The 25,762-nt window shown below is 57.8% G+C and carries 17 protein-coding genes; 4 read left to right on the top strand and 13 right to left on the bottom strand.

From position 1 onward, the window contains the following. Positions 1-39 precede the first annotated feature (39 nt). The gene (locus NYE69_RS10300; protein WP_340926087.1) at positions 40-1,671 is read left to right on the top strand and encodes a response regulator transcription factor; all 1,632 of its coding nucleotides are present in this window, start codon (positions 40-42) and stop codon (positions 1,669-1,671) included. A gap of 416 nt (positions 1,672-2,087) precedes the next feature. On the opposite strand, the gene NYE69_RS10295 is transcribed toward NYE69_RS10300, so the two are convergent. The 7 genes from NYE69_RS10295 to NYE69_RS10265 all read right to left on the bottom strand — a co-directional run bounded on the left by NYE69_RS10295 (position 2,088) and on the right by NYE69_RS10265 (position 9,654). Next, positions 2,088-3,245 carry an SGNH/GDSL hydrolase family protein gene (locus tag NYE69_RS10295; RefSeq protein ID WP_340926086.1) on the bottom strand — a complete coding sequence of 386 codons (1,158 nt, stop codon included), beginning with the start codon at positions 3,243-3,245 and terminating at the stop codon, positions 2,088-2,090. Between the two features lie 55 nt (positions 3,246-3,300). After that, entirely contained in the window at positions 3,301-4,044 is a 744-nt protein-coding gene (locus NYE69_RS10290) for an amino acid ABC transporter ATP-binding protein (RefSeq protein WP_340926085.1), read from the bottom strand. A gap of 18 nt (positions 4,045-4,062) precedes the next feature. Beyond that, positions 4,063-4,722 (bottom strand): amino acid ABC transporter permease, encoded by a 660-nt coding sequence (locus NYE69_RS10285; protein ID WP_036625413.1) that lies wholly within the window; start codon positions 4,720-4,722, stop codon positions 4,063-4,065. A 217-nt stretch (positions 4,723-4,939) separates the two neighbouring features. Further along, entirely contained in the window at positions 4,940-5,722 is a 783-nt protein-coding gene (locus tag NYE69_RS10280; RefSeq protein ID WP_340926084.1) for an amino acid ABC transporter substrate-binding protein, read from the bottom strand. Positions 5,723-5,830: 108 nt separating this feature from the next. Continuing rightward, a complete protein-coding gene (locus NYE69_RS10275; protein ID WP_340926083.1) occupies positions 5,831-6,934 on the bottom strand; it encodes a GerAB/ArcD/ProY family transporter in 1,104 nt (367 codons plus the stop codon). Then, complete coding sequence (locus NYE69_RS10270) at positions 6,918-8,129, bottom strand: Ger(x)C family spore germination protein (protein WP_340926082.1); 1,212 nt, start codon at positions 8,127-8,129, stop codon at positions 6,918-6,920. Before NYE69_RS10270 ends, NYE69_RS10275 begins: the two co-directional genes overlap by 17 nt. Before the next feature lie 7 nt (positions 8,130-8,136). Further along, a complete protein-coding gene (locus tag NYE69_RS10265; protein WP_340926081.1) occupies positions 8,137-9,654 on the bottom strand; it encodes a spore germination protein in 1,518 nt (505 codons plus the stop codon). Positions 9,655-9,778: 124 nt separating this feature from the next. Between NYE69_RS10265 and NYE69_RS10260 the strand changes: the two genes are divergently transcribed. Continuing rightward, entirely contained in the window at positions 9,779-10,090 is a 312-nt protein-coding gene (locus tag NYE69_RS10260) for a hypothetical protein (RefSeq protein WP_340926080.1), read from the top strand. Between the two features lie 33 nt (positions 10,091-10,123). Further along, the gene (locus tag NYE69_RS10255) at positions 10,124-11,770 is read left to right on the top strand and encodes a glycoside hydrolase family 9 protein (protein WP_340926079.1); all 1,647 of its coding nucleotides are present in this window, start codon (positions 10,124-10,126) and stop codon (positions 11,768-11,770) included. Positions 11,771-12,562: 792 nt separating this feature from the next. Here NYE69_RS10255 and NYE69_RS10250 read toward each other — a convergent pair. From NYE69_RS10250 to NYE69_RS10225, 6 genes are all read right to left on the bottom strand, one after another. Next, on the bottom strand, positions 12,563-17,956 hold the full coding sequence (locus NYE69_RS10250) for a choice-of-anchor I family protein (protein WP_340926078.1): 5,394 nt from the start codon (positions 17,954-17,956) through the stop codon (positions 12,563-12,565). A gap of 561 nt (positions 17,957-18,517) precedes the next feature. Next, entirely contained in the window at positions 18,518-19,432 is a 915-nt protein-coding gene (locus NYE69_RS10245) for an IS1595 family transposase (protein WP_340926077.1), read from the bottom strand. A gap of 598 nt (positions 19,433-20,030) precedes the next feature. Beyond that, the gene (locus tag NYE69_RS10240; RefSeq protein ID WP_340926076.1) at positions 20,031-20,228 is read right to left on the bottom strand and encodes a hypothetical protein; all 198 of its coding nucleotides are present in this window, start codon (positions 20,226-20,228) and stop codon (positions 20,031-20,033) included. A 7-nt stretch (positions 20,229-20,235) separates the two neighbouring features. After that, entirely contained in the window at positions 20,236-20,730 is a 495-nt protein-coding gene (locus NYE69_RS10235) for a response regulator (RefSeq protein WP_340930354.1), read from the bottom strand. 28 nt (positions 20,731-20,758) lie between these two features. Beyond that, the gene (locus NYE69_RS10230) at positions 20,759-22,285 is read right to left on the bottom strand and encodes a glycoside hydrolase family 43 protein (protein WP_340926075.1); all 1,527 of its coding nucleotides are present in this window, start codon (positions 22,283-22,285) and stop codon (positions 20,759-20,761) included. A 64-nt stretch (positions 22,286-22,349) separates the two neighbouring features. After that, on the bottom strand, positions 22,350-23,357 hold the full coding sequence (locus NYE69_RS10225; protein WP_340926074.1) for an AraC family transcriptional regulator: 1,008 nt from the start codon (positions 23,355-23,357) through the stop codon (positions 22,350-22,352). A 144-nt stretch (positions 23,358-23,501) separates the two neighbouring features. Between NYE69_RS10225 and NYE69_RS10220 the strand changes: the two genes are divergently transcribed. Continuing rightward, the gene (locus NYE69_RS10220; RefSeq protein ID WP_340926072.1) at positions 23,502-25,637 is read left to right on the top strand and encodes a glycoside hydrolase family 52 protein; all 2,136 of its coding nucleotides are present in this window, start codon (positions 23,502-23,504) and stop codon (positions 25,635-25,637) included. Positions 25,638-25,762: the final 125 nt, after the last annotated feature.

The following is a 25,762-nucleotide window of genomic DNA, read 5'->3' as shown; positions in this document are numbered from 1 at the left end:
GAAAAGCTTGAGTTAGTCCATAGAGTGGAGTGTGAACCGATGAAGGCATTGATTGTTGACGATGAAGCGCGCGTAAGGAAGGCCGTTCGGCTGCTTGTTGACTGGGAAGCGCACGGCATCCGGGAAATCGCAGAAGCTGACGGGGGGAATGAAGCGATCGAAATGATTCAAAGATCGGCTCCTTCGCTGGTCATTATGGACATGATGATGACTTCGGGCCACGGCCTCGACCTGATGGCATGGGTGCGCGAGCATGCCGGGAACATCAAGTTCATCGTCGTCAGCGGCCATGACGATTTTGATTTTGTGCGCAGCACCGTGCGCCACGGCGGGATCGACTATATTCTCAAGCCGATCGAACCCGAAGCGATCAACGCCGCCGTGGCCAAAGCGATGGAGCAGATCCGGCGCGAGGAGCAGGAACGGCTGGATCAGCAGCACCGCAGCATTCGGCTCAACGAAATCAAACCGATTTACGGCGAAAAGCTGCTCTCCTCGCTGATCGACGAGCCCGGCGCGGCCGAATCTTCGCTGCGCAGGTTGCGCCAGGAAGGCGTAATCCCCGGGGAAGTCGCCGCGATCAGGCTCATGCTGGCCCAGGTCGACCCCGGCGACGCCTCCCTGCTGCAGCGCTTCGCGGGCAACAGCGATCTGCTCCATTTCGCGCTGATCAATGTCTGCAACGAATTTCTGCTGCCGGACCATAGCGGGGTCGCTTTCAAGCATTGGGGCGCGCAGACGGAGATCGTGCTGCTGCTCTGGGCGGAGCCGGAACGGGCGCCGGAGCTGATCGCGCAAATCAACGACGGGCTGTATGCGACGCTGCAGCGGCGGCTGCATTTTGGTCTCGCCGCCGCCGGGGAACTCCCGCAAAGCCTCCCCCGGCAGTACGCCGAGGCGCTGGCGGCGCTCCGCCGCCGGAACCTGCTGGAGCCGGACAAGCATATCCATACGCTCCTTGCCGGCTCCGCCGCCGCTGGGCCGGGGACCGGCGGAAGCCTCTCCTTGACCTTCGCCAAAGTGCAGGAGGACTGGAAGCTGGCGGTCAGGAGCGCGGACCCGGCCCAGATTGCCGCGGCAAGCCGCAAATGGATCGACGAGCTCAGCCGGCTGGGAACGGTAACGCCGGAAATGCTGGCCGCGTGGACGTCCGATATTTTGTCGTTTCGCTCGGGGCTGATCCGGGAAACGCTTGGCGATAAGACCGATAGTGTGTTGACGGAGCTGGAGCGGGACGATGCCGGGCACGCTCCCCCCTCGGCCGACAGCTACACCTTCTCGCATTATGCCTGGAGCGACTGGGCGGAGCGAGTCATGACCGGACTGGCGGACGTCATCTCCCGGCAGCAGGCGCGCGACAAAAGCACGTTCGCCGACATCGTCAAATACATCGAGCAGAACTACCAGTCCGATTTGTCGCTGCAGGACATCGCCAACCGTTTTTACGTAAGCCGCGAATACGTGTCCCGGAAATTCAAGCAGGACTATGGCATCAATTTCTCGGATTACCTGGGCAAATACCGGATCGACAAGGCCAAGCTGCTTATGCTGAACCCGCATCTGAAGCTGCAGGATATCGCCGAAATGGTCGGATTCCACGACGTGAAGTATTTCAGCAAGGTGTTCAAGAAGCAGGTGGGTCAGTCGCCTAGGGAATACCGGGGGAAGTAAAAAGTTGAAAAGCGGCATAGGGACAAAAAAGGTCGTTATTTCGGCGATATCAGCCAACTTGAGAGAAATAGAGGCGAGTTATGTCGCTATTATCCTAGGATCGCAGGGAAATGCCCTATCCTGGACCCTTCATAGGAAAATAGGGACAAAAAATACCGCTAATGGGGAGAAACATGCCTGCCTCTGGATAATAAGTACCTAAAGTGCCGCTATTTTGAGGGCTCAGCCGATGGTTCGCCGTTCCAGTCGCCGGCTGTCATGCGCTAGTTATGTCATGGGCCGGTATTGTCATTGCGCCGGTATTGTCATTGGGCCGATATCTAGGCCCAAGCCTTATTTAACGGTAAAACCGCGAAAGGTCCCCCGGTTTAAACGACAAATAGAAACCGTCCGATAACCGGACGGTTTCTATTTGTTTATTCCACGTACCACTTCAAAAAAGCCTCCGCCACCACTTTGCCGGCAAACCCGTTGGGGTGCGGATCGTCACCGGGGCTCATAAATTCCGGTCTGAGCCGATGTTCCTCCGGAGCCGGCCGGGACAGCAGCGCCGCCATATCGAACACCCGGTCCACCCCCGGGATAGAGGCGGCCCGGATCGCGGCGTTGACGCTCCGCCACACCTGCTCGCGCGCTCCGCTGAAATTAAACGGCGGTACGGTGAACAGAATGATTTCCGTGGCGGGATCGTTTTTTTTCAACAGGGATATGATCGTTTCCAGGTCACCAAGCAGCTGTTCGGCCGTCCGGGCGCCGATGTCGATGTCGTTGACGCCCAGCGCCAGGATCACCTGCGAACCGGGATGCTCCCCCTGCCCGTGCTTCACCTTACCCAGCCAGGCGCCATCCGCCGCGGCGTCGTACGCTCTCGCCCACCCGGAGCCGAGATTCCATACCCCGTACCGTGTCCCCAATCCTTCGGCGATCCGCGCAACCCAATATTCGTAGCCGTCCAGCGTCGTTCTAACCCCTTGGGTGATGGAGTCGCCGAAAAACGTCAACTGCCGCTCCACCGGCTTGGCATAACCGATAAAAGCGGGCGCCACCAGCAATTTCTCGGACAGCGCAAACGGCTCCGCCGATTCCTCGTCCGTATGACGGCCGGGGGCATCGTAGGCCGACACCAGCATCTGTTCCACGTTGTACGGGAACGTTTTGCCCGCCGCCGGCGCCGTAATCGTCCAGGTGAACGCCAAATAATGTCCTTCCGGCAGCTCGATATGTACGGGATCGCTCCAAAACGTCTCTCCCGGTTCCACCGCCTTCCCGCTTTCCCCGTCAAACGTGACCGGGACCTGCGAGCCCGGCGCCACCGCGCCGTCCGGCTCCTTGCCGCCGTCGGCCACATAGGCGGCCTCGATCCGCCACGCTCCGCCAAGCTGGCTGCCCTTGGCCACCGTTCCGGTATCCCAGGTGGAGTCCACGGCATTGCTGTGCCAAAACCGGAGCTGAAGCGGGCCGTTTTCCCTTAGTTTAAAATAAGTCCGGTACGTATGCGTGAACCGTTCTTCGCGGTCCATAATATAGTTGGCCGCCGTAGAAACTACGGTGGCTGGCGCATACTCTTTTGTCATGACGAGCACCTCTATCCTCTTGCAGCATTTCGCAAACACGCGAACATTTATGATTCTACAACACCCGCTGCAAAAATGCTCGCGTCCGTTCATGCCGCGGCTGGCCGAACAGCTGCTCCGGCGCCCCCGATTCGATGAACTCCCCGTCGGCCATAAACATCACGCGGTCCGCCACCTCCCGGGCAAACCCCATTTCATGCGTCACCACAATCATCGTCATCCGCTCTTCGGCCAGTTGCTTCATCACCTGCAGCACCTCGCCGGTCAGCTCCGGATCGAGCGCCGAGGTCGGCTCGTCAAACAGCAAAAGCTCCGGGTTCATCATCAGCGCCCGGGCGATCGCCACCCGCTGCTTCTGGCCGCCGGACAAATTCGCCGGGTAAGCGTCCGCCTTATCCAGCAAGCCGACCTTGTCCAGCAATTCGGACGCCCTGCGGCGGATGTCCACGGCCGGCACCCGCTTTACCAGCTTCGGCGCCAGCTCCAGGTTGCCGCGCACCGTCAGATGCGGGAACAGGTTGAAATGCTGGAATACCATGCCCATGCGCGCCGTAATCTTTTTGATTTGCGCGTTCCCGGCATACCGGCCGTCCTCGACCAAATAGTCGTCCCCGATCCGAATGCTCCCGCCGTCCGCCTCCTCCAAGTGGGCCAGGCTGCGCAGCATCGTGCTTTTGCCGGAGCCGGACGGCCCGATGACGGCCACCACCTCGCTCGTATCCACGGTAAAGGAAACGTTCTTCAGCACCGGCAGCGAACCGAACGATTTTTGCAATTTCGTTACTTCCACGATTTTCATACCCGTTTATTCAACCCTTTATTCGAATTTGAACTTCCGTTCCAGCGCTTTAAACAGCAGCGTCAGCACCAATGTCAGCAGCAAATAAATGATCCCGGCGAGCACGAACGGCATAATCGTAAAATCCCGGTTCACCGCCGTTTGGGCAAAATGCAGCAGTTCCGGAACCGCCACGGCGTACAGCAGGGCCGTATCCTTCACCAGCGTAATCGACTCGTTCGAAACGGCCGGCAGGGCGATCCGCACCATTTGCGGCAATATGATCCGGGACGTCGTTTGCCAGCGGTTTAAGCCAAGCACTTTGGCCGCTTCGTATTGGCCTTTGTCGATCGCCAGCAACCCCCCGCGGAAAATCTCGGCAAAATACGCCGCGTAATTCAAAGTGAACGCCAAACAGGCCGCCGCGAAGCGGTCCATCACCAAATATTCGCCGATGCCCGGAATGACGGGCAGCCCAAAGCAGATAAACAGCATCTGCAATAGCAGCGGCGTTCCGCGCATCACATAGATGTAGGCGTTCGCGAACCAGGCGACCGGCTTCACCCGGCTTCTCGCCATAAACGTAAACGCGAAGCCAAGCGGAATCGACGTTACGATCGCCAGCGCAAACAGCAGCAGCGTCATCCGCATACCTTCCAGCATCGGCCCCAAAATATCGAAAAAATAACTCAAACTCATCTCGCATCCCCTTTATTGACGGAATCAACGGAAGCGCGGTCCGGCGCGCAGCTCCCAGCGCGCGGTGTTGCGCTGCATGACGGCGGTCGGCTACATGCTAAGCCCGGCTTACTCGCCGAAAGAACCAGAAAAACCGGATCGCGTTCAATCCGGTTTTGTCCTCGCCCCTGCGCGTTTCCAGCTTCCGGGTTTCCCCGTGTTCTTCGCTCCAGGCTCCTTACTTCAGCACCTTGTCTTCGCCGAACCATTTTTCCGAAATCCGGGCGGCCGTCCCGTCCTGGTTCAGTTCGTCCAAAGCTTTCTGCAGCTTGTTCAGCAGCTCTTCGTTGCCCTTTTTCACGCCGATTCCGTATTCCTCCGGAGCGAGCGACTCGCCGAGAATTTTAAAGGCGCCTTCTTCTTTGGACATGTAATATCTCGCCACGACTTCATCGATGACGACCGCGTCGAGCCGCTTTGTCTTCAAGTCGCTGAGCGCCAGCACGTTGTCCGGAAATTCCGTAACCGTCTTGATCTCGGACTTGATCGGATCGGCGTTCAACGCGTCCGCCGCGGAAGACAGCGATTGGAGCCCGACGACTTTGCCGGCCAGGTCCTTGATCGAAGAAATCGGCGAATCCGCCAGCGTGACGATCACCTGGCTGTTTTTCAGATAAGGCTTCGTGAACAGCACTTTTCCCTTCCGTTCCTCGGTGATGGTGTAGCCGTTCCAGATCAGATCGATCCGGCCGCTGTTTAGCTCAGACTCCTTGGACGACCAATCGATCGGCTGGAAGGTGGCCTCCATGCCCATCTTCTCCGCAGCCGCTTTGGCGTAATCGATATCGAAGCCGACGATTTCGTTCTTTTCGTCGCGGAAGCCCATCGGCGCGAATTTATCGTCAATCCCGATGATCAGCGTATTGCCTCCCTTTCCGGAACCGGAACCGGAGCAGCCGGCCAGCGCCGTCAGCATAACCGTCAGGACCAAACCTATTAAAGCGATATTTTTCAGTTTCATAGTGACTCTCCCCCAATAATTTAGCAACTCCGCCGAACGCTTTAGTTCGTTAATACGTTATCAGATTCTCATGATAACATACTAATATAGAAGAGTCGAGGGTTTGGGTCATGATTCACCTTTTTTTCTATTCTTTCTGAACGTACCTACAAGAAGCAGCAGTAAGGGGATCGCAAAAAAATGCAGCGGCAGCACATAATTGATCCATACCTCGGTCAGCAGCATCCTGGATGAGGGGTTCAAGCGAACGACCGCCATACATACGGCCAGCGTAACCGCGGCCACGAACCATATGCAGTTTTTCCAGCCGGCCGGTCTGCCGATCCATTGGGCCGTTCCGTAGCTGGCGATAAACAAATAAACGGTCAGCTTGATAAACACGCTGATCAACCAGATCGCCACCAAAAAAATATCCATATTCTGAATGAATTCCATTAAATAAACCAGCTTGACCATTTCGAAAAACGGAAACTGGATTTTGGACGATAATGCCGGACCAAAGGTCATAATCACCCATACCGCGCCGATCGCCAGGATCAGCGAAGCTACCGTTACCCCCAGCCATACGTTGCGCAGGGCGGACCGATCCGGTTTTTCCAGGAAAGCAACCAGCATCGTGATGAACGCGATTTCGCCGAGCAGGGACATCGGCGTCAGACTGCCCTTTAGAATGGCAAGCGCCTCCGTATCGGCATAAACCGGAAGCAAGGCGCCCAGGTTCAAATTGCGCATCGACAGGGCGAAGGTTAGAAGCAGAACAAACAGCAGCACAGGACCCCAAAGCTCGCTGAAACGGCCAAGGCCGACTATTCCGCCTTTGCGGACCGCGTAAACGGCGATCGCCAAAAAACTGACCGCTATGACCAGGTCCGGCGTTTTCTGCAGCATACTTAGCCGGATAAAGCTAAACTGTTCGCGCAAAATGATCCCCATCACCCAATACCATTGAAGCAAGTACAGGAGTCCAACGAGCTTGCCCGGCCATTTGCCCAAGATCGAAATGCTGAACTCAAGCAAAGTTTGGCCGGGATATAACCGGCTGACTTTAAACGCCAGATACGCGATCAGCATGGCGGCCAACCAGGCGATGATCAAGGAAATCCAGACATCCTGCTTTGCGTCGGTAATGGAGAAGTTCAAAGAAATCAACAGATTGATCCCCATTTCAAACGTCCATACAAGCCAAAAGAGCTGTCTATTGCTGATTCGCACCGTTATCCTTGTCCTCCACGCCGGGAACCAGGGATTTTCCCGTAAGCCCCGTGCCAGATATTTTCATGTGAACCCGAAATTCAATGTCCGCGTTTACGAACCGCCTGTCCCAATCCTTTTTCATCCTTTTCCAAACATAGGGGTGCTTGCGATGCAGCGTCTCTCCCAGTTCGAAAATATCCGCCCTATATTGCTTCTGCACCAGGGCCACCGTCTGCTCCACCTTTTCCGTCAACCGGCGGTTCAGTTCGTCCTCTACTTTTTTGACGTTGTCCGGCTTGGACAGATCCAGGTTTGCGTTGTTTTCGTTGATTTCGCCTTCCCCGCTAAGCCAAACTGTAAAGCTGACTTCTTCACCGTTGATCTTCGGCACAATCCGGCTTTTGAACCTCATCGCAGGAATCGTTACCGTCTCGCGCTCCTTCCCCATACGGATCGTAAACACGCGATGGTCAAGTTTTTGCGTGATCCATAACCGAACCCAAAAATTGTCATACCCCAAATAACCTTTCAATTTGAGGTTGCGGTCGAATACCGCCGAGCCTGTCAGCGCCAACTCCGAACCTGCCGCGTTGTCCGTATCTTCGCCTTTCTTTGCCGTTTGCGCGGGAGAGACGATCTCCACGATCGGTATCACGCTGCCTCCCGACGCCCCATTCGCCATGATGAAAAAATCGAGCAAAGAACGGCTCACCGGGGCGCCCATCACCTCCTGTATTTTTTGCACGCTGATCGTCGGATTTTTTTCCAGCCGGCTGCCCAGGCTCATAGCTTCCTGCGCCGTTCCTCCCTTGACGACAAAAATATTCGTCCGCAGCCTGACCAGCGGATTGCGGGCATATTCGTCAAGCACATCCGCGATCCCGTTCCTGGCCAGCGCCTCGCCGATAAACACGTTCCTCCGGTGGCTGGCGAAGATGACGCGGGGCAGCTTTTTTTGCATATTTTGACCGGCATCGCCGTCGCTCGTGCCATAGGCGGTCTCGATGAGATATTGGTTTTTCCCGCCCTCGGTCCCTCCCGACTTTGTACCCCCGGGAACGACGATGTTGGCCGTGGCAACGTACCGGCCGTCCCCGTTCAGGTCCATCCCCCAGCCCAAAATGATCGCCCGGTCATTCATTTCCTGCCGGTCCCAGCAGCCGGTCGTCAGCAGCACACAAGCCAAAAAAGCCGTCCCCAGCTTCAAACGCATGATGGTCTCACTCCTTGTTTTTCTTGCCCGCATCGTTTGCGCCCGGCATAGGGTCCGCGCTCGCTCTCGTTAGGGAATGCCGCTGCGTTTTGGGCATGTTCCAGGTCGGTCCCCGCACCAGCACATCGTCGGCGCTTTCCCGGGAAACCGTGCTGGGACCAAGCGGGGTCATGTACGGGACGCCAAAGGACTTAAGACATACCAAATGAATCGTCAATGCGGTAATAAACAACACGATCCCGTAAAAACCGAACATGCCGGAAACGATCAACAACGGGAAGCGCAGCATCCGGTAGGCGGTTCCCAGATTGTAACGGGGAAACGCAAAGGAAGCGATCCCCGTGGTAGCCACGATAATGACCATCGGCGCCGAGATGATTCCGGCTTCCACGGCCGCTTGACCGATAACCAGGGTTCCGGCAATACTTACCGCCGATCCGATTTGGTTCGGAAGACGGATCCCCGCCTCCCTGAGCCCTTCGAAAAGGAACTCCATCAAGAGCGCCTCGAACACCGCCGGAAACGGAACGCCCTCCCGGGCCGACGCCACGCTGACCAGCAGGGATGTCGGCAGCACCTGCGGATGAAACGTCGTCAGCGCGACGTAAAGGGAAGGCAGCAGCAAGGAAGTATGGACAAAAATATAACGGACCCAGCGGACAAAGGTGGTGTAGATAAAACGTTCGTGATAATCTTCGGGCGACTGCAAACCGGACCAATAGGTCATCGGACAAATCAAGGCGAACGGGCTGTTATCCATCAAAATAACGACTTTGCCCTCCAGCAGCGACCCTGCGGCCACATCGGGCCGTTCCGTATTTTGAATTTCCGGAAACGGGGAGTAGGGCTGCTCTTCGATCAATTCCTCCAAAATCCCGGAGCCGTTTAGCGCATCGATGCGGATTTTGCCCAGACGTTTCCGGACCTCTTCGACCAGCGACGGCTTGGCAACGTTCTCCATATAAACCAGCTTCACTTCGGTCCCCGTCAGTTCGCCGATCGACATCGACTCCATCTTAAGGCTGGGACTGTGGATTCTTCGGCGCAGCAGGGACGTGTTGACGCTGATCGTTTCCGTAAAAGCGTCCCGCGGTCCGCGCACCACCTTTTCGGAAGGGGGCTCCTCGATGCCCCGCTGCTCCATTTTGATTAAATCCGCAAGCAGCGCATAGCTTTGCCCTTCGAACAAAATCGCCGTCTGCCCCTCCAATACCCCTTCGATCAGGGAAGCGTATTGCGAAGTCTTTTTCACCTGGGCAGCCGCCGCCAGCGTGTCCTCAACAAACCTGCCGAATTGTTCCGGCTTGGGGAGCCGCTCCGCTTCCCCCTCGCTCAGCCAAAGGCGAAGCAGGATCTGATCCAGCAGTTGGGTATCGGTCATTCCTTCCGTATAGATTAATAAGATGACTTCCGCACCATGTACGGAAACCGGACGGAACACGATGTCGGAGCAGCGGTCAAACGACTGGCGAAGCTGCTGTTCGTTATGGGCCAGCTTTTTTAATATCGGTGTGTCATTGCTCATCCCCGGCACCTCCCGCAAACGTTATCCCGGTTAGTTTCATTCCAAATTTTGCAAAATATTCATGATTGCCGCTTTTTTGCGCCTTGCCAAGATTCACGCGGCATGCAAATATGAAGATAGATGCATGAAAGCGATTACGATTTCAACGCTGCTTCCGCTGCATGATCTGCTTCGTGATTGCATCGTGTTCTGCTTCGTGTTCTGCTTCGTGATGCTCCATGATCCGCTCCATGATCCGCTCCATGATCCGCTTCGTGATCTGCTTCGTGATCTGCTTCGTGTTCTGCTTCGTGATCTGCTTCGTGTTCTGCTTCGTGATCTGCTTCGTGTTCTGCTTCGTGTTCTGCTTCGTGTTCTGCTTCGTGTTCTGCTTCGTGTTCTGCTTCGTGTTCTGCTTCGTGATTGCTTCGTGATCTGCTTCGTGATCAAAAGATAACTTTTTGAACTACCTTTCAAGGAGGGGATGTTGATGAATGAACCTGCTGGGCGCGGCATGGCGCCGCGAGGTATTACAGTGAACCAGCTCGGCTATCCGCCGGACGCCCGCAAGACCTTCATCCATGCAGGCCAGGGTGGAGTGTTTGAGGTCGTCCGGGAATCGGACTGGGAAGCCGTTTACCGAGGGGAAACCGAACCGCCGCTGGATGATGAAGCATCGGGAATCGCCGTCAGCCGGGGCGATTTTACCGCTTGTTCGGAGGAAGGCAGCTACTTTGTCAGACTGAATGGGGAAAAATCCGCTTCGGTTAAGATTAGCAGCAACCCGTATACAGAACTCCATCACGGTCTGCTCAAAGCTTTTTATTACTTCCGCTGCGGCACGGGACTGGAGGAGCCGTATGCCGGCCCGTGGACGCACGCCGCCTGCCATACGGCGGAGGGCATCGTTTACGGCGAGCCGGACCGGAGGCGGGACAGCTCCGGCGGCTGGCATGATGCCGGTGATTACGGCAAATACACCGGACCGGGAGCCAAGGCGGCCGCCGATCTGCTGCTGGCTTACGAATTGGCGCCGCAGGCGTTCCAAAAGCCGGTTCCGCTGCCGGAGACGGACGGCGTGACGCCGGATGTCCTGCACGAATGCCGCTACGAGCTCGAGTGGCTGCTGAAAATGCAGGACGAGCACACGGGCGGAGCGTTTCACAAGCTCACGACAAAGCAATTTCCGGCGCTGGACGTAATGCCCGAGGACGACCGGGCGGAGCTATATTTTATGCCCGTCTCCGCTGCGGCGACCGGCTGCTTCGCCGGGGTCATGGCGCTGGCGGCGCGGGTGTACCGGCCGTTCGACGAGGCGTTCGCGGACCGCTGCCTGGCTGCGGCGGAACGGGCGTGGGAGTGGCTTAAGCGGCATCCCGCGTCGCCGGAAAACCCCGGCTTCAAAAATCCGCCCGACATCGCCACGGGCGAATACGGGGACCCGGTCGACCTCGACGAGCGGTACTGGGCCGCCGGCGAATTGTTCCGGACGACGGGGAAAGCGGCCTATCACGAGGCGTTCCGGAGGCTGGCGGCGGAATCTTTTCCGAAATACGAGCTGGGCTGGGCCGATATGGGCGGCTACGGGACGATCGCCTACTTGTTCGGGGAAAAAGCGATGGCTGACGCCGCGCTCCGCGCCTCGCTGGAGGCAGGTTTGCTTGAAGAGGCCGAAAGGCTGGCCCGGCGCTGCGCCGGGGACGGTTATCTGACCTCGCTGCGGCCTGAGGACTATATTTGGGGCAGCAACATGGTGCTCCTGAACCGGGCGATGCTGCTGCTGATCGCCGCAAGGGTTAGCGGCGAAATCCGCTATCAGGCACTGGCGCTGGAGCATGTGCACTATTTGCTCGGCCGCAACGTGCTGGACTACAGCTACGTCACCGGCTTCGGCGACCGGGCGGTCCGGCATCCGCACCACCGCCCTTCCGTCGGCGACGGCGTGGAGGAGCCAGTGCCCGGCTTAGTGGCCGGCGGCCCCAACCGCGGGCTGAACGACGACTGCATGCAGGAGCATCTGCAGGGCAAACCGCCGGCCGCCTGCTTCATCGACGACGCACTTAGCTACGCCGGCAATGAAGTGACGATCTACTGGAACTCCCCGGCGGTATTTGTGGTGTCCCATTTTGTGAAGTAGCTGGGGGCGAGCAAGTGGGAGCTTGCCTCCCACTTGTCCGTCTCACTTGTAAGGCATCGGGCACGTATTCGAGCGTCGGCCCGATTCGAGCAGGATTAGCATTTAGCGCCGGTGTGTGTTCGAGCGTGGGCCAGCAGTTGAGCGGTGAGGGCACGTGCTTGAGCAGGGGCCAGCGTTCGGCCATTGGGCTCATTTTTAGGCGTTAGGCCCCGTTCCTACCTCGTAGCCGTTTTCATGTTTGGGTAATGCGCTTCTATACGGATGAAGCCTGGCTTTAGAACATGTCTTCCTGTGAATGTGATTGGATAAATCCAATAGATTGACCGGAAATCAAACGAAATACGGAACCCTCATTGGAAATATCCAATAGAATCCGCTCAAACCACCCGTCTCGCGCCATGCCAAGCAAAATCTATTGGAATTATCCAATCTAGTTGCTGTACTTGCTAGTCGAGTTCCATTCTATTGGATTTTTCCAATCACGGGAGGGGCCGGAGCATAAAGAAGCACATAACAGGCACCTAAAGCGCACTTATGGCGCACTTAAAGCGCATTTAAAGCGAACTTAAAGCACATTTAAAGCGAACTTAAAGCGCACTTAAAGCGCACTTAAAGCGAACTTAAAGCGAACTTAAAGCGAACTTAAAGCGAACTTAAAGCGAACTTAAAGCGAACTTAAAGCGAACTTAAAGCGAACTTAAGACACACCCAAGGCGACAAAAAGGGACGCGGCAGACGAACTGCCGCATCCCTTTTACATTTTGCTCTTTATATATTATTTGCTCTAATATATTAATCGATAAACTGCAGCGCCTGCAGCATCCGCATCAGCAGGAGGGCCGCCTGCGCGCGGGTGGTATGTCCGTTCGGGGCAAAAGCTCCGCGATTATCGCCCTGCATGATCCCTTGCTCAACCAGCCGGGCCACGTCCGCCGCGGCCCAATCCGGGATTGCCGGGCGGTCCGTGAAACGGGCCAGCAAAGCGGTATCGGCGCTTGTTCCGGCAGAACCCCCGCCATCTGTACCCTCATTTCCGTTCTTAACCAGCCGCATCGCTTTCGCAACCATTACGGCCATCTCCGCCCGGGTAATGCGTTCATTTGGCTTAAACGCGCCGGTTGCATCCGGAGTAACGAGACCGAATTCGACCGCGGCGGCGATTTCAGCGGCGAGACTATTTCCCGCCCCTACATCGCTGAATACGTTCGCCTCTTGAGCTGGGGTCAACCCCAGCCCGCGAACCAACAGCGCCGTAAATTCCGCTCTCGTCATTTCCCGTCCGGGCTCGAAGCGGGTTTCGCTCACGCCTTCCACAAGCAGCTTGGAGGCCAGCTTGCCGATGGCTTGCTCCGCCCAATGCCCGTTTACGTCGGTAAACTGCCGTTTTCTGCCGCTGACCAGCGTGTACAAGCTATTGCCCGGACGCTTCAGCTCTAAAGCAGGTTTGCCGTCCGCCATAACCTTGACCGCGGGAACGAAAACCAGTTTTCCGGCCGCTTCATTGTACATAACCGCTGCTGCCGAACCACTATCGACTCCGGCCGGCAGCGGGATCGTTCGGCTGAGGTACGTGTTCCCGAAATCCGTGATTTCCCGCTCCTGACCGTCCGCAGTAAGAAGCAGCACTTTGAATCCGATTGTCGCAGAGCCCGTAAGGGTTACCCCCTGATTCGCGGCGGCCTTGGCGATCTCCGCCTGTTCGGACGTTTTGGCCGATAAAATGGAAATTCGTATGGATGCCCCCGCCCCGGATGAACTTGACACGCCGGAACCGATGAAACCGGAACTACCCGAAATGATCGCCTGAAGCGGGATTCTATAGCTTGCCAGCGCAGTACGAATGGCCAGCGTTACATTCCCGTTTACAGCCCCGTCTTTATTAACCGAAAGGAGCGTATCCGCAGGCAGGGAAATCACGGTCCCCCCCTCGAGGCCCGTCAGCTTCACCACCAGTTCACCCCGGCTGCTTGAGGCGGCTGCCGCTAGTGCGTTCTTCAACCCCTCAGGCTTGACGGAGACCTGATTCACCGTCTGGCCGTCGGCGCTGCGGACAACTTCAACCTGCAGCATATCGCCCACAAGCTCATACGCCGCATTTCCGGAGGCGGATTCCCCGGACGGGGGAGCCGTTCCCTGGGTAGGCCCCCCTCCGGATCCTGACGAACCCTTCCCGCCGCTGCCGCCGCTACCACCACTTCCACCGCCGCTACCACCACTTCCACCGCCGTTACCGCCGCTGCCGCCGCCGTTATCGCCGCTGCCGCCGCCGTTACCGCCGCTTGGCTTCGCCCGCTCGACGATCCGGCCATCCACGACCGGAGAGACCGTACCACCCAGCCGCTCGATATTCTCGATAAAAATTTCGTAATCGGGATACCCGAGATCCTCGTGATAAGCCCCAGCGGCGATCGCTGCGGCGAAGGAGCTGTAGCCGTCCCCGCCGTTCGCCACGAAGCTGTTGGTCGCAAGCCGGTAAGTGGAAGACAGATTTAACGGAACATAAGCGCCGCCTTGCTTGATTTGTACGTCAAAAACACGGCTTCCTGCCGGCTGGGCGGGATCCCACTTAAACGTCATGCCGGCGATTTGCGGGAATTTGCCCGGAAGGTCGGTCAACTTGGCTCCGCTGATCCCGTTTTCCAATCCATCCTTCAACTGCTGCCCGGTGACGTCCAGCACGTATAGCGTATTGCCGAACGGCATCACCGTCCGCAGTTCGCCCATCGTGATCTCGCCTTGGTCGATGGAGGCGCGTATTCCGCCGCCGTTCATAATGGCGATTTGCGCTCCTTTGAGCTGCTGCGCTTTGGCCAGCATGCCGTCGGCGATCAGATTGCCCAGGTTCGTCTCCTTAGAACGCACATTGGCGCGTTCACCGTCGAGAACGACCGCCGCCGTTCCGATCACCTGCTTCTTCAATTCTTCGAGCTCCGCTTTGAGAGGATCAAGCATCGCCTTCGCTGCGGCGTCTTCGGCAACCTGGCCGTTCACCGGAACCAAGCTGCCCGATGTTTGTCCGGGACCCGTCAAAACCCGGCCTTGCTCATCGAACACCAGGTCCACCCGGCCGAGGTACTTGCCCCATTCGTTCGCCTGAACGATGACGGTCGGCGTTTGATGGACGCTGTCGGTGACAATTTCCGGCGCGTCCAGCTTCGTATGCGTATGACCGCCAACGATCAAATCGATTCCTTCAACTTCGGCGGCCAGCTTTTGATCCCGTGCGTACCCGAGATGCGAGAGGCCGATGATGATGTTCAGCCCGTCCCGCTCCATCTCGGCGACTGTAGCTTCAGCGGCTTGAACCGCTTCGTTGAACGTCACGTCCTTGCCCGGGCTGGACGTATAGGCCGTATCTTCCGTCGTCAGGCCGAACACCCCGACCTTGTGGCCCCCTACTTCAAGAACGACATAAGGATAAACGCCCGCGTGCTCCGTCGTTTTCGGCGCGCTAACGTCGATGTTGGCCGGCGATTTCAGGAGCGGCGCGATGTTGCTGTCCTTACTGAAAGCGATATTGGAGCTGACCAGCGGAAACCGGGCTTTTTTGATGAAATCGGCCAGCACCCCCGTACCTTTATCGAACTCATGGTTGCCGAAAGTCATGGCGTCATATCCCATGTAATTCATAAATTCAAGATCACTTAGACCCTGCCACTTGGTGAAATACAAATCCCCGGAAAAAACGTCCCCGGCGTCCAGCAGCAAGCTGTCTCCGCCCTCGGCGCGGATTTGCTTCACCAGCGTGGCGCGTCTGGCCACATCGTCCAAATGCGCATGCGTGTCGTTCGTATGCATCACCGTCAGCTTCCAGGTGTCCCCGCCAACCTGAGCGGGCCGTACCGTCACCTGAGCTTCGGCCACGCCGTAGCCGTCTTCGCTTAACGCGGTAATTACGGCCTGCCCGGCTGCCGCCGGCGTAACGGTTCCGTCCGCGTCAACGGCAGCGACGGATGAATCGGAAGTCGACCAAACGACCTTTCCCCCGCTGCCTGCCGAACCGTCGGCCGGCGTCACCGTTGCCGTCAATTTTTCCGCCGCGCCGCCTGCGGTGAGTGTCAGCGAGGTTTTATCCAGGCTCACCTTCGTCACCTGCAGCTCCAAAGCCGCTACCGTGCCGCTTACTTCGTTGGCGACCAGCAGCAATGGCAGCCCTGTCGGGCTTTCCGCAGCCGGCACAAACTCCAGCCCTTCCGGCCCGGTATCCGTGTTCAGCCCCGCGTTAAAATCGCGCGGATTCGTGTAGTTGGCGAAGACCGGATTTTCCGGATCAGTCACGTCGTAAACCATCACCCCGCCGATACGCTCAAGCCCGGTAAAAGCAAACGCTTTGCTGCCGACTTGACCGACGGTGACGTATTCGGGCTCGGGGCCTTTTTTCGGACTCCGTTTATCGAAATTCGCTTTGCTGTGGTTGGAGTTAAAATAGTCCGGCAGACGTGCGGCCGTCACCCGTTCAAAATCGTTCCCGCTATCGTATACCTGCTGCATGGTGTCGGCATCCCACACCGAAAACGAGCGGGCTCCATATAAATAAATCCCGTCCGGGCCCATATCACTGGCCGTTTCCACGTCGCCGTACCGCGAACCGTTTTCCTGTAAAAAGCGTCCCGCTTGCGAGTCCGGATCCAGCCCTCTCAACTTTTTGATTTTAGTTGCGTTGGTGCGCCCCGGCCATTCAGTTGCGTCGCCTTCGTTGGCCGTGAACAAATATGTTTTTCCGCCTACCGTGTAGGCATCGATGCCGTCCGGCATGTACATCCCTTTGAACGGCACGTTTTCCAGATTGATGATTTGGTCTTCAATCAGGTCCAATGCGTTGTTCGGGTCGCTCAAATCCTTAAACCCAAGCCCGCGAACGTAAAGAACCTCCGCTTTGCCGATATCGATCGCGGCGATCGCGTTGTTCTCCTGCAAGGATACGTATGCCATAGTCTCGTCGCCGGAGAGCGCGATATATTCGGGCTCCAGGTCGAAGACGGCGTCTTCCTTGGCGCCGCTGCCGGCAATCAAGCCATCGGCGTCGGCCTTGCCCCGGATATGCACCAGGTCATCGATCACGGACGGATCGTCGAACTTCACGCGGCGGATTTGTCCCTGCGCCGTATCGACGATCGTAACGCTGCCTTCGGGGTCGATCCCGGCTTCGCGCGGCTCGCCCTCGTCCGCCGTCAAAATGTACCGGCCGTCCGAGGTATACTTGACCATGTCGGGCTGAACGCCGGCTTCGTATTCATCCAGCAAATTCCCGTCATAATCGAGCACGAGGATTTTGCCGCTTTTGGCCGCATCGGCTTCCTGCACGGCGGCGGCGATCTTTTTCGTGGCCGTGTTAATGTCAAGGCTCGTCAAATCGCCGAATGTAAAACCGTTCTTCTCAACGAGGCTTTTGACATCGACCGTTTTCTCCCTTGTCAGCGCGCCGCCTTCCGCCAGCGGAACGATATCGATGCTCGGCGGTTCGGACGACCCGTTTACCAGATAAAACTTTCCGTTGTCCTTGTTGTATTTGACGATTTCGGCGACACCGCCGTCCTCGTTTGCAGCGCCCACGGAATAAGAAGCGATTTTACGGATCTGCAGCGTGTCCTCCAGGGGGGCCTGCTTCTGGCCGGCGGCAACCGTCAACTGCAGAACAGCTTCTGCCCGGCTAGGTTCGGCCGCGCTGTCCGTCAAGGTTACTTTAATTTCATGGGTGCCTTCCGTGCCGGCAGCAGGGGTTCCCGTTATCTTCCCGTTTTGAGCATCCAAATCGAGGCCGTTCGGGAGCCCTTCCGCCGCAAAGCCATAAGGCGGCTCACCGCCGTAAACGGCGATCGTCGCCGAATATGGCGAGCCGACAACGGCTTGCGGCAAATTTTGCGCGGCAATACCGAGCCCGTTATCCGCGGCGAGCAGGGCCTGGCCGGTGCTGCCGCCGGTTCCGGCCGCATCCGCACCGGCGGCGGCAGCTTCAGGATGGACGGCGTTTGTTTCGGCGGCGCTATCCTCCGCTTGGGGGGCGTTTGCACCAGCACCAGCCCCATCCCCTCCTGCTCCCTCCGAGCCGTGGGCCGACTGCGTCACCTGAGAGTTTTCCGCGGCAGAGCTTTCCGCTGCGGCCACCCATTCGCCCGGACCTGCCAAGCTGACGAGTAACGCCGCAGCCAAAAGTGTTGAAACCGCTTTTGAACCTCTTTTCTTCAAACCGATTCCTCCCTAACTTCATCTATCATATTTTCATAGAAGTTTAGCGGGGAATTGTTATCGGAGAACGCTTTTTTTCTGAATTTTTGTAAAATGATTGTTAATAGATATAGATTCATAACTCAACTTTCGCAGAACAAACATCAGCTTGGCCCCTGCGTTGAATGCTTGAGGACAGGGAAGTTGGGTGGGCGGCAGATCAACACTCGCTGTCCGGAGACTTTGCACGATTATCCCGTTTGATCAGGTAGCTGGGAGTTGATCATGCATCAGAGAAACAGACAAGCTCGGGAGAAGAAAATTTGGTGGAGAAGCAGATAGGTTCGAGATAATTTAGACGGGCATAGGCCATAGGAGAAGAAATCAGGTTTCGAGGAGGTGAAACAGACCGGACAAGAGATCAAGACAGGAGATCAAGGACAAGACGCGAGGGAAACGAAAAGACCGTGATTTTGCTGTAGCCTGAACCCTTCCGTTTTCAGCAACGCCCTCACAGTTCATGCTAACCCCTGCCCATTAAGTTGATCTTCATCAAACCCACCTACCTTTCCAGCGTCTCGATCAAGCCGCAGCCGCAAGGGGCTGGTTCGGTTGGCGCGCGATCAGCTTGCGGTAAGGGATCGCCGGAATCGCCACACACATTTGCAGCAACTGCTGCCGCATCGTTTCTTCCGCTCCGGGCAGTCCTTCTTGCAGGCGCAGCCGGCGGCGTCCGGTGTATTCGTTTAGGTACGCCTGCAGATGCTTAAGTCCCAAGGCTCCATACGTACTCTTCAGCGATTCCCACGCCTCTCTCACCACTTTCCGCAAGGGCGTATACAGCCGAAAGGCCTGAGGGAAGGACTGCACCGTCGATGTATGAACATCCACATGCCCGCCAATAAACTCGGCTAGATCTTGACGGTTTGCCCTTTTTTCGCCTCCCCGCTTATGCGGCACCAGGCGGATTTTGACGTGCTCCGGCTCGCCCGACGCCGTGACCGTGCAGCCCGCTACGACCGCCGAGGCATACGGATGCGAAACCTGACACCGGGACGGATTACGCCCATACTGATCGCTGTTCACCTTCACGTCTCCGGAGAGCAGCTCCCGGGCATCGAACTCCCCCACGGCATGACGTATTTTTTGCAGCATCGACCACGCGGTCTTGTAGGTGACCCGGATCACCTGGCGCAGCCGCACCGCCGAGATGCCGTCAGGGAGTAGGAACAACTCCAGCGCCTGGAACCACTTCACCAGGGGGAGATGCGTTCCTTCAAAAATCGTACCGACCAAAGGCGATGTTTGATGCTTGCATTTTCCGCACTCGAACAAAGGGATATGCCGGGAGGTCAGACGGCTGCACCGGGTGTGAGCGCAGCGCGGGCAGACGAAGCCGTTTGGCCACTTCATCGCGATCAGCGCCTCCATACAGTCCTGCTCGCTGTTATAACGGCTGCTGAATGGCTGAAGTTCCGTTCCCGCATTGATCTCCATGTTCACTCGCCCCCAAGTCAAGAATATACGAACATAGGTTCCATTTATTTCATTATACCAAACACACGTTCTCTTATCAAGCCGAACATCTCACCTGAACCGCCTCATTTTTTCCTTATCTTTTTTGTTTTTCTACTCTTTTTTGGAACCCATGACTTGCTTTAGCCCCACCCCCTGCTCCCTGAACGAAAGGAATAATTGTGCAAAGGCAGGCAGCAGGCAGGAACACCAAGACACGAACGCTTTAGACAGTCCCTTAGACAGCCCCCTGACCTGGCGTCGATTTGTGACACGGCTCGAAACGGCTACAGTGCAAAACTGTCCGCCTTTGATTCAGCGTCAATTCCAGCAATGGATTGCTGCTTTACCCAGCTACAATCAAGGCTTGTCTGCCGATTTTTTGCTGCGAAAGTTGAGTCATAACTTTGGCAATAAACAGATAAAAAAACGCCCGAAGGCGTTCGTGAAATGCAAAAGCCGAAAGTGCAGGCGATGTTCGCCAAAATGCCAGTATTCGGCTGATCAAATGCAAAAGTGGAGCTTTTACACTTGGTCCCCCATAACTGCGGCATATCGACTGCAAGGCCCAACCATAAAGCTACCCCTTGATCGCGCCTTCCGCCATTCCGGACATAATCCGCTTGCTGAAAGTCGCGCAGACGGTAATCGTCGGGATCGTCGCCATCAGAATCGCCGCAAACATCGGAGCGTAATCGGTCGTATACTGATCCTTGAAGTTGGATAGGCCCACCAGCAGCGTCATTTTCAACGGGTCCGATATAAAAACGAGCGCCACGAGCAGCTCATTCCAGATGCTGACGAAGCTGAAATAGCGGAATCAGGGTGGTATGAATCGGCACCATCATCCCGATCAAAAAATACCCTTCCTTCAATTGCTGGCGCATATCGCGCTCGGCGGCCGCCTGCTCGCGCTCCGCTTCGATTTGCAGCTTGGCCTTTCTGCAAGCCGCCATGATCTCATCCGGATCGGTCGGCTTCAGCACGAAGCCGACCGCCCCCAGTTCGATCGCCGACAAGGCGTAATCGAGCTGATGATAGGCCGTAATGAACACGACCTTGACCGGGCGGTTTTCCTGGTTCAGCGTCTTCATCAAGGACAATCCGTCCATACCCGGCATCCGGATATCCGTCAGCAGCAAATCGGGCGCCAGCGAACGCACCATATCGAGCGCTTCAGGGCCGGAAGAAGCAAGGCCGGTAAGCCTGAATCCTTCGGACTCCCAGTCCAGCGATTGCAAACCGAGGCGGGTAATATGCTCATCGTTGGCAATAACCATCGTGATCACTTCGGTCATCTCCTTTGCGCTAGTCCAGCGGGATGTAATCAAACCAGTCAAAGCGGGCCGGGGCTGCGGGAGCGGAGGTGCCGCTGACCGCGTACAGCCCGAAGAATACCCCGGTGAACCCGCCAGCCACCTCGGTCGCCAGCATGATGCACTCCCCCCTGCCCAGAATCGTTCGTTCTTCCTCCCGTTCCGGATGGCCGTATGTAAAGACGTAATTTTCCGCATCGGCCTGTACGCCAAGAATCACCCGCTCCCCTGCCCATGGGACGCTGTGCTCCACTTTCCGCAAAGAGCCCAGCCGCCGGCGGAAAATTAGGACGCGTTCCCCGCCCGTCCGCGTCAGCGCGATTTCATAATGGAAGCGATGGTTCATCAGCACGGTCAACCCGGCCTCATCCCCTTCGTGAGCGGGCGGAAACTCCAGCAGCGTCTCGGCCCGGCAGGCAAAATGCTGCTGCCGTCTGCCCAGGAACGCCGGCGCATCCTCATCGTCCAAAGTTACCTGCAAACCATGCAGGGTCAACCAGCCGGGGCGTTCTTCCAGCGACCAGCTGCCCGGACGGGGATTCCGCAGGAAATTCCAGGTCAATTCCGGGGCCGCTGCCGTAAAATCGTCGCGGTGATTTGTTTGTTCGCTCCACGGATGCAGCGGCAGTGTATCCGCTTCCACTTTTTCCGCGATCATCCCGCCTTCCCCGATCTCCGGCCAGCCTTGCTCGTTCCATTTCACCGGGGCAAGGAACGTCTCCCGTCCCAAATGGTGCCGGTTCGGATAACCGACCGGACGAATCCCCAGACAAACGGCCCACCAGCTGCCGTCATGAGCCTGCACCAAATCGGCGTGCCCGGTGGCCTGAATCGGACTCGCCTTGCTGCGGTGCGACAGGATCGGGTTGCCGGGGCAGCCGGCAAACGGACCGGACGGACTGCCGCCTCTGGCGATCGTCACCATGTGGCCGTATTCGGTGCCGCCCTCGGCCAGCATCAGATAATAGGTCCCGCCGATTTTATACAGATGCGGGGCCTCCGGATGTTTGCCGCCGCTGCCGTCCCAGATGATTTGCGGCTCGGTTAATCTTTTTCCCGTCTTAAGGTCGATTACGCTTTGATATATGCCGGTTTCGGCCTGGCCCGAAGCGGTCGAGAAATACACCGTCCCGTCCTCGTCAAAAAACAAATCCGGATCGATGCCCGGCTGATCGATCCAAACCGGGTCGGACCATTCCCCTGCGGGATCGCCGCTATGCACCAATAAATGCCCGCCTCCGGTCACGTTCGTTGTCGTCACATAAAACTTTCCCTGATGGTAACGGATCGTGGGAGCGTAGATGCCTCCCGAGCTTCTCGCTTTGTCGAGCCGCAGCTGGCTCGGGCGGTTCAGCACATAACCCAACTGCCGCCAGTGAACGAGGTCGCGGCTGTGGAAGATCGGCACCCCCGGAAAATATTCAAAAGAACTCGTTACCAGATAATAATCTTCTCCCGCCCGGCAAACGCTGGGGTCAGGATAAAATCCCGGAATCACGGGATTGCGGTACGCTGCCATGCGCTTCATTCCTTTCGATTCAGTCAGTTTTCGGGTTCCGTAAGCCGGCCGCGCATCCGGCTCCTCAAATGTGGTATCGCCCGCGGAATTTGCCGGGCGGTTCGCCGGTCCAGCGCTTGAACTGCCTGCTGAAATGGGCGATGTCCTTGTAGCCGAGCCGCCGCGAGACGTCTTCCACCGACAGCTCCGGCTCCATCAACAGCAGTTTGGCTTTTTTCAGCTTCAGCGCCGACAGGTACTGCCGCGGAGACATGCCGTACACGCTGCGGAAGATGCGGTTGCAGGAGGAGGCGCTGTACCCGAGGCCGGCGGTCACGGCCGCCACGGTGTCCCGCGCTCCGTCCGCGTCCTCGACTGCGCCCGCGCCGCCGCGGCCGCCGCTGTCGCTGCCGCCATCACCATCGCCGCTCACGTTTTCGCCGCCTGCGCCGTGTCCGCCACCGCCCGCCGTCTCAATGCCGGCCGGATGGCTCCAGGCTTCCGGCGCCTCGACGCAGCGCTCCAGCCCGGCGGCGATCTCCGCGGCGATGCGATGCACGCGGCTGCCGGAAGCGCCGGTGCCGCCGCTTTCCGCCAAGCTGTCGCTGAGGCCGGCGAACAGCTCGAAAAGCGCCGCCAAGGTTCGCATCTTGTCGGCCAGCTTCACGCCCGCGCCGCCCGAGGTAAGCGCGATCAGCTTGTCCAGGCTGGGGCGGATTTGCCTCGCCAACGGGCTGTCCGCCGCGTACAGCACCTCTTCGCCCCGGCATAACACCTCCCGCATGGCGGGATCGTCGACGTTGAAATGCAGGCAGTAGTACGTCATTCTTCCCGTCCCCGCCGCCCGGCTCTCGTGCACGTCCTCGGGCCGCAGCAGCATCAAGTCTCCCGGCTGCTGCACGTAGCGCTGGCCGCCCACGATCATTTCCTGGCGCCCCTCCAGCAGCAAATTTACTTCAAATAGCGGATGGCTGTGCCGCGGGTAGGACCATTCGTTCGTTACCGTCCGCAAATGCGCGGCAAACAAACGGAACGTCGAATCCATATCGGGCAGCATAAACTCGGCGACCTGATGCTCTCCGGACATATTCATACACCGACTCTCCTTTTACCGTCAATTTCTTTTTTCTGATTGATTTGGGTAAATTAATTGGCGGTTTGGACATAGGAGGCTCCAATGCCCCTTGATATAATCAAGCTAACACACTATTTACCTAAATAACAGGAGGTAATCAAGTTGGGTAAAAATATTTTTTTCAACGCGCATCACTCGCCGGCCGGCGCTTTCGCCAGCTTCACGCTCGGGTATCCCGGCAAAAGCGGCGGGTTTGATCTGGAGCTTGGCAGCCCGCCCAATCAGAATATATACATCGGATTGCAGGAAGACGGCCAGAACCGCTACCGGGCCTTGCCGTTTTTCGGGGAAGGCCAGGACGAACGCGACCGTTATACGACGGAGGATAGCGGGGATGGGAGTGAACTTCAGCATTCCGTGCAAAAAAATGACAGCGGTATCATCGCCGCGTTTGCGCGCAGGGAGATCACTCGGGGGTTTGGCGTGGCGACCGACGAGTGGCAGGCCGGCGATCTGACGTTCCGCCTGTACTCCCCGTTCGGGCCCGTACCCGATCCGGCATCCGCCGCGGAGGAGGAGCTCCGCTTCGCCCTTTGCCCAGCGGTGCTGGCGGAAATTACGGTCGACAACACCCGCGGCAAGTCGGCGCGCAAAGCGTTTTTCGGCTTCCAGAACACCGACCCGTACACTTCGATCCGCCGCCTGGAAGACACGACCGAAGGGCGGATTTGCGGCGTCGGCCAGGGCCGGAACACGGCGATTGCCACGAACGATCCGCGGGTGGCGAGCGCCGGATTTTTCACGATAGAAGCGATTCTGCAGCCGAAGGTGCCGGAAAACCTGCGGTTCGGGCTCGGTCCGGTAGGCGCGCTCTTGATGGATACCCCGGCCGGCGAAAAAGCGACTTACCGCTTTGCGCTTTGCTTCTACCGCGGCGGTTACGTTACTACCGGGATAGACGCGTCCTACTATTACACACGGTTTTTCGGCAATATCGAGGAAGTGGCCGCTTACGCGCTGGAGCAGTTCGACCGCAAGCTCGCAGCCGCGCGCCAAGCCGAAGAGCTGGTGAACGCTCCGCATCTGAACGAGGATCAGCGGTTTATGCTGGCGCACGCCATCCGCAGCTACTACGGGTCCAGCGAGCTGCTTGACCACGAGGGACGGCCGCTTTGGATCGTCAACGAAGGCGAATACCGGATGATGAACACGTTTGATCTGACGGTTGACCAGCTGTTTTTTGAGCTGAAAATGAACCCGTGGACGGTCAAAAACGAACTCGACCTGTTCACCCGCCGCTACAGCTACGAGGATACGGTCCGCCTTCCGGGCGATGATACCGTGTATCCCGGCGGCATCAGCTTCACGCATGATATGGGCGTGGCCAATTCGTTTTCCCGGCCCGGCTACTCCGCTTATGAGCTGCATGCGATCGACGACTGCTTCTCGCACATGACGCATGAGCAGCTTGTCAACTGGGTGCTGTGCGCTTCCGTTTATGTGAGTCAGACGGGGGACAACGAGTGGCTGAGCCGCAACCTCGGCGTGCTTGAGCAATGTCTGGATAGCATGGTGAACCGCGACCACCCGGACTCGGCCAAGCGGACCGGCATCATGGGCCTGGACAGCTCGCGGACGATGGGCGGCGCGGAGATTACCACGTACGACAGCCTGGACGTGTCGCTCGGTCAGGCGCGCAACAACATTTATTTGGCCGGCAAAAGCTGGGCCGCCTACGTGGCGATGGAGAAGCTGCTGCGGGGTAACGGCCGCGAAGAGCAGGCGGCGCTGGCCGGCCGTCAGGCCGAACTGTGCGCGCGGACGATCGTGGCTCACATGCAGCCGGGCGGCTACATTCCCGCCGTGATTCAGGAGAACAACGATTCGAAAATCATTCCGGCGATCGAAGGCTTGATTTTCCCGCTGTATACGGGGTGCGAGGAGGCGCTGGACAGAGGCGGCCGGTTCGGCGAGTACATCGCGGCGCTGGCGGAGCATTTGCGCGCGGTGCTGAAGCCCGGCGTCTGCCTGTTCGAAGACGGCGGCTGGAAGCTGTCCTCGACGAGCAACAATTCCTGGCTCAGCAAAATCTATCTGTGCCAGTTCATCGCCCGCCGCATTCTTGGCCTGCCGTGGGATGAGCAGGGCCGGGCCGCCGACGCGGCGCACGCCGCCTGGCTCACCTCCGAGCAGAACGCCTACTGGAGCTGGAGCGACCAGATGATGGCCGGCGTTATTTGCGGCAGCCGCTACTATCCGCGCGGCGTAACCGCCATTTTGTGGCTGGACGAGAAATAGAACGGGGCTGCGGGCTGGGAGTTGCCGTACGTAAATCGCCGGAGAAGTCCGCTCCGGCTTATCCTTTGATTAAGGTATGAAGAAGGCGCACTGCCTGCGTTTTTGTAGTGGCTAGGGGAATAACG

This window comes from Paenibacillus sp. FSL R5-0527 (assembly GCF_038008055.1).
GTDB classification, from domain to species: domain Bacteria; phylum Bacillota; class Bacilli; order Paenibacillales; family Paenibacillaceae; genus Fontibacillus; species Fontibacillus macerans.
This window is presented reverse-complemented; position numbering and strand designations above follow the sequence as displayed.

Excerpts from the sequence above, each read along its gene's own strand:
- NYE69_RS10235 (WP_340930354.1), bottom strand. The coding sequence starts at position 20,730 with ATGGTTATTGCCAACGATGAGCATATTACCCGCCTCGGTTTGCAATCG.
- NYE69_RS10285 (WP_036625413.1), bottom strand. The coding sequence starts at position 4,722 with ATGAGTTTGAGTTATTTTTTCGATATTTTGGGGCCGATGCTGGAAGGT.
- NYE69_RS10295 (WP_340926086.1), bottom strand. The coding sequence starts at position 3,245 with ATGACAAAAGAGTATGCGCCAGCCACCGTAGTTTCTACGGCGGCCAAC.
- NYE69_RS10255 (WP_340926079.1), top strand. The coding sequence starts at position 10,124 with ATGAATGAACCTGCTGGGCGCGGCATGGCGCCGCGAGGTATTACAGTG.
- NYE69_RS10245 (WP_340926077.1), bottom strand. The coding sequence starts at position 19,432 with ATGGAGATCAATGCGGGAACGGAACTTCAGCCATTCAGCAGCCGTTAT.
- NYE69_RS10260 (WP_340926080.1), top strand. The coding sequence starts at position 9,779 with ATGAAAGCGATTACGATTTCAACGCTGCTTCCGCTGCATGATCTGCTT.
- NYE69_RS10280 (WP_340926084.1), bottom strand. The coding sequence starts at position 5,722 with ATGAAACTGAAAAATATCGCTTTAATAGGTTTGGTCCTGACGGTTATG.
- NYE69_RS10225 (WP_340926074.1), bottom strand. The coding sequence starts at position 23,357 with ATGAATATGTCCGGAGAGCATCAGGTCGCCGAGTTTATGCTGCCCGAT.
- NYE69_RS10265 (WP_340926081.1), bottom strand. The coding sequence starts at position 9,654 with ATGAGCAATGACACACCGATATTAAAAAAGCTGGCCCATAACGAACAG.
- NYE69_RS10300 (WP_340926087.1), top strand. The coding sequence starts at position 40 with ATGAAGGCATTGATTGTTGACGATGAAGCGCGCGTAAGGAAGGCCGTT.
- NYE69_RS10230 (WP_340926075.1), bottom strand. The coding sequence starts at position 22,285 with ATGGCAGCGTACCGCAATCCCGTGATTCCGGGATTTTATCCTGACCCC.
- NYE69_RS10290 (WP_340926085.1), bottom strand. The coding sequence starts at position 4,044 with ATGAAAATCGTGGAAGTAACGAAATTGCAAAAATCGTTCGGTTCGCTG.
- NYE69_RS10270 (WP_340926082.1), bottom strand. The coding sequence starts at position 8,129 with ATGCGTTTGAAGCTGGGGACGGCTTTTTTGGCTTGTGTGCTGCTGACG.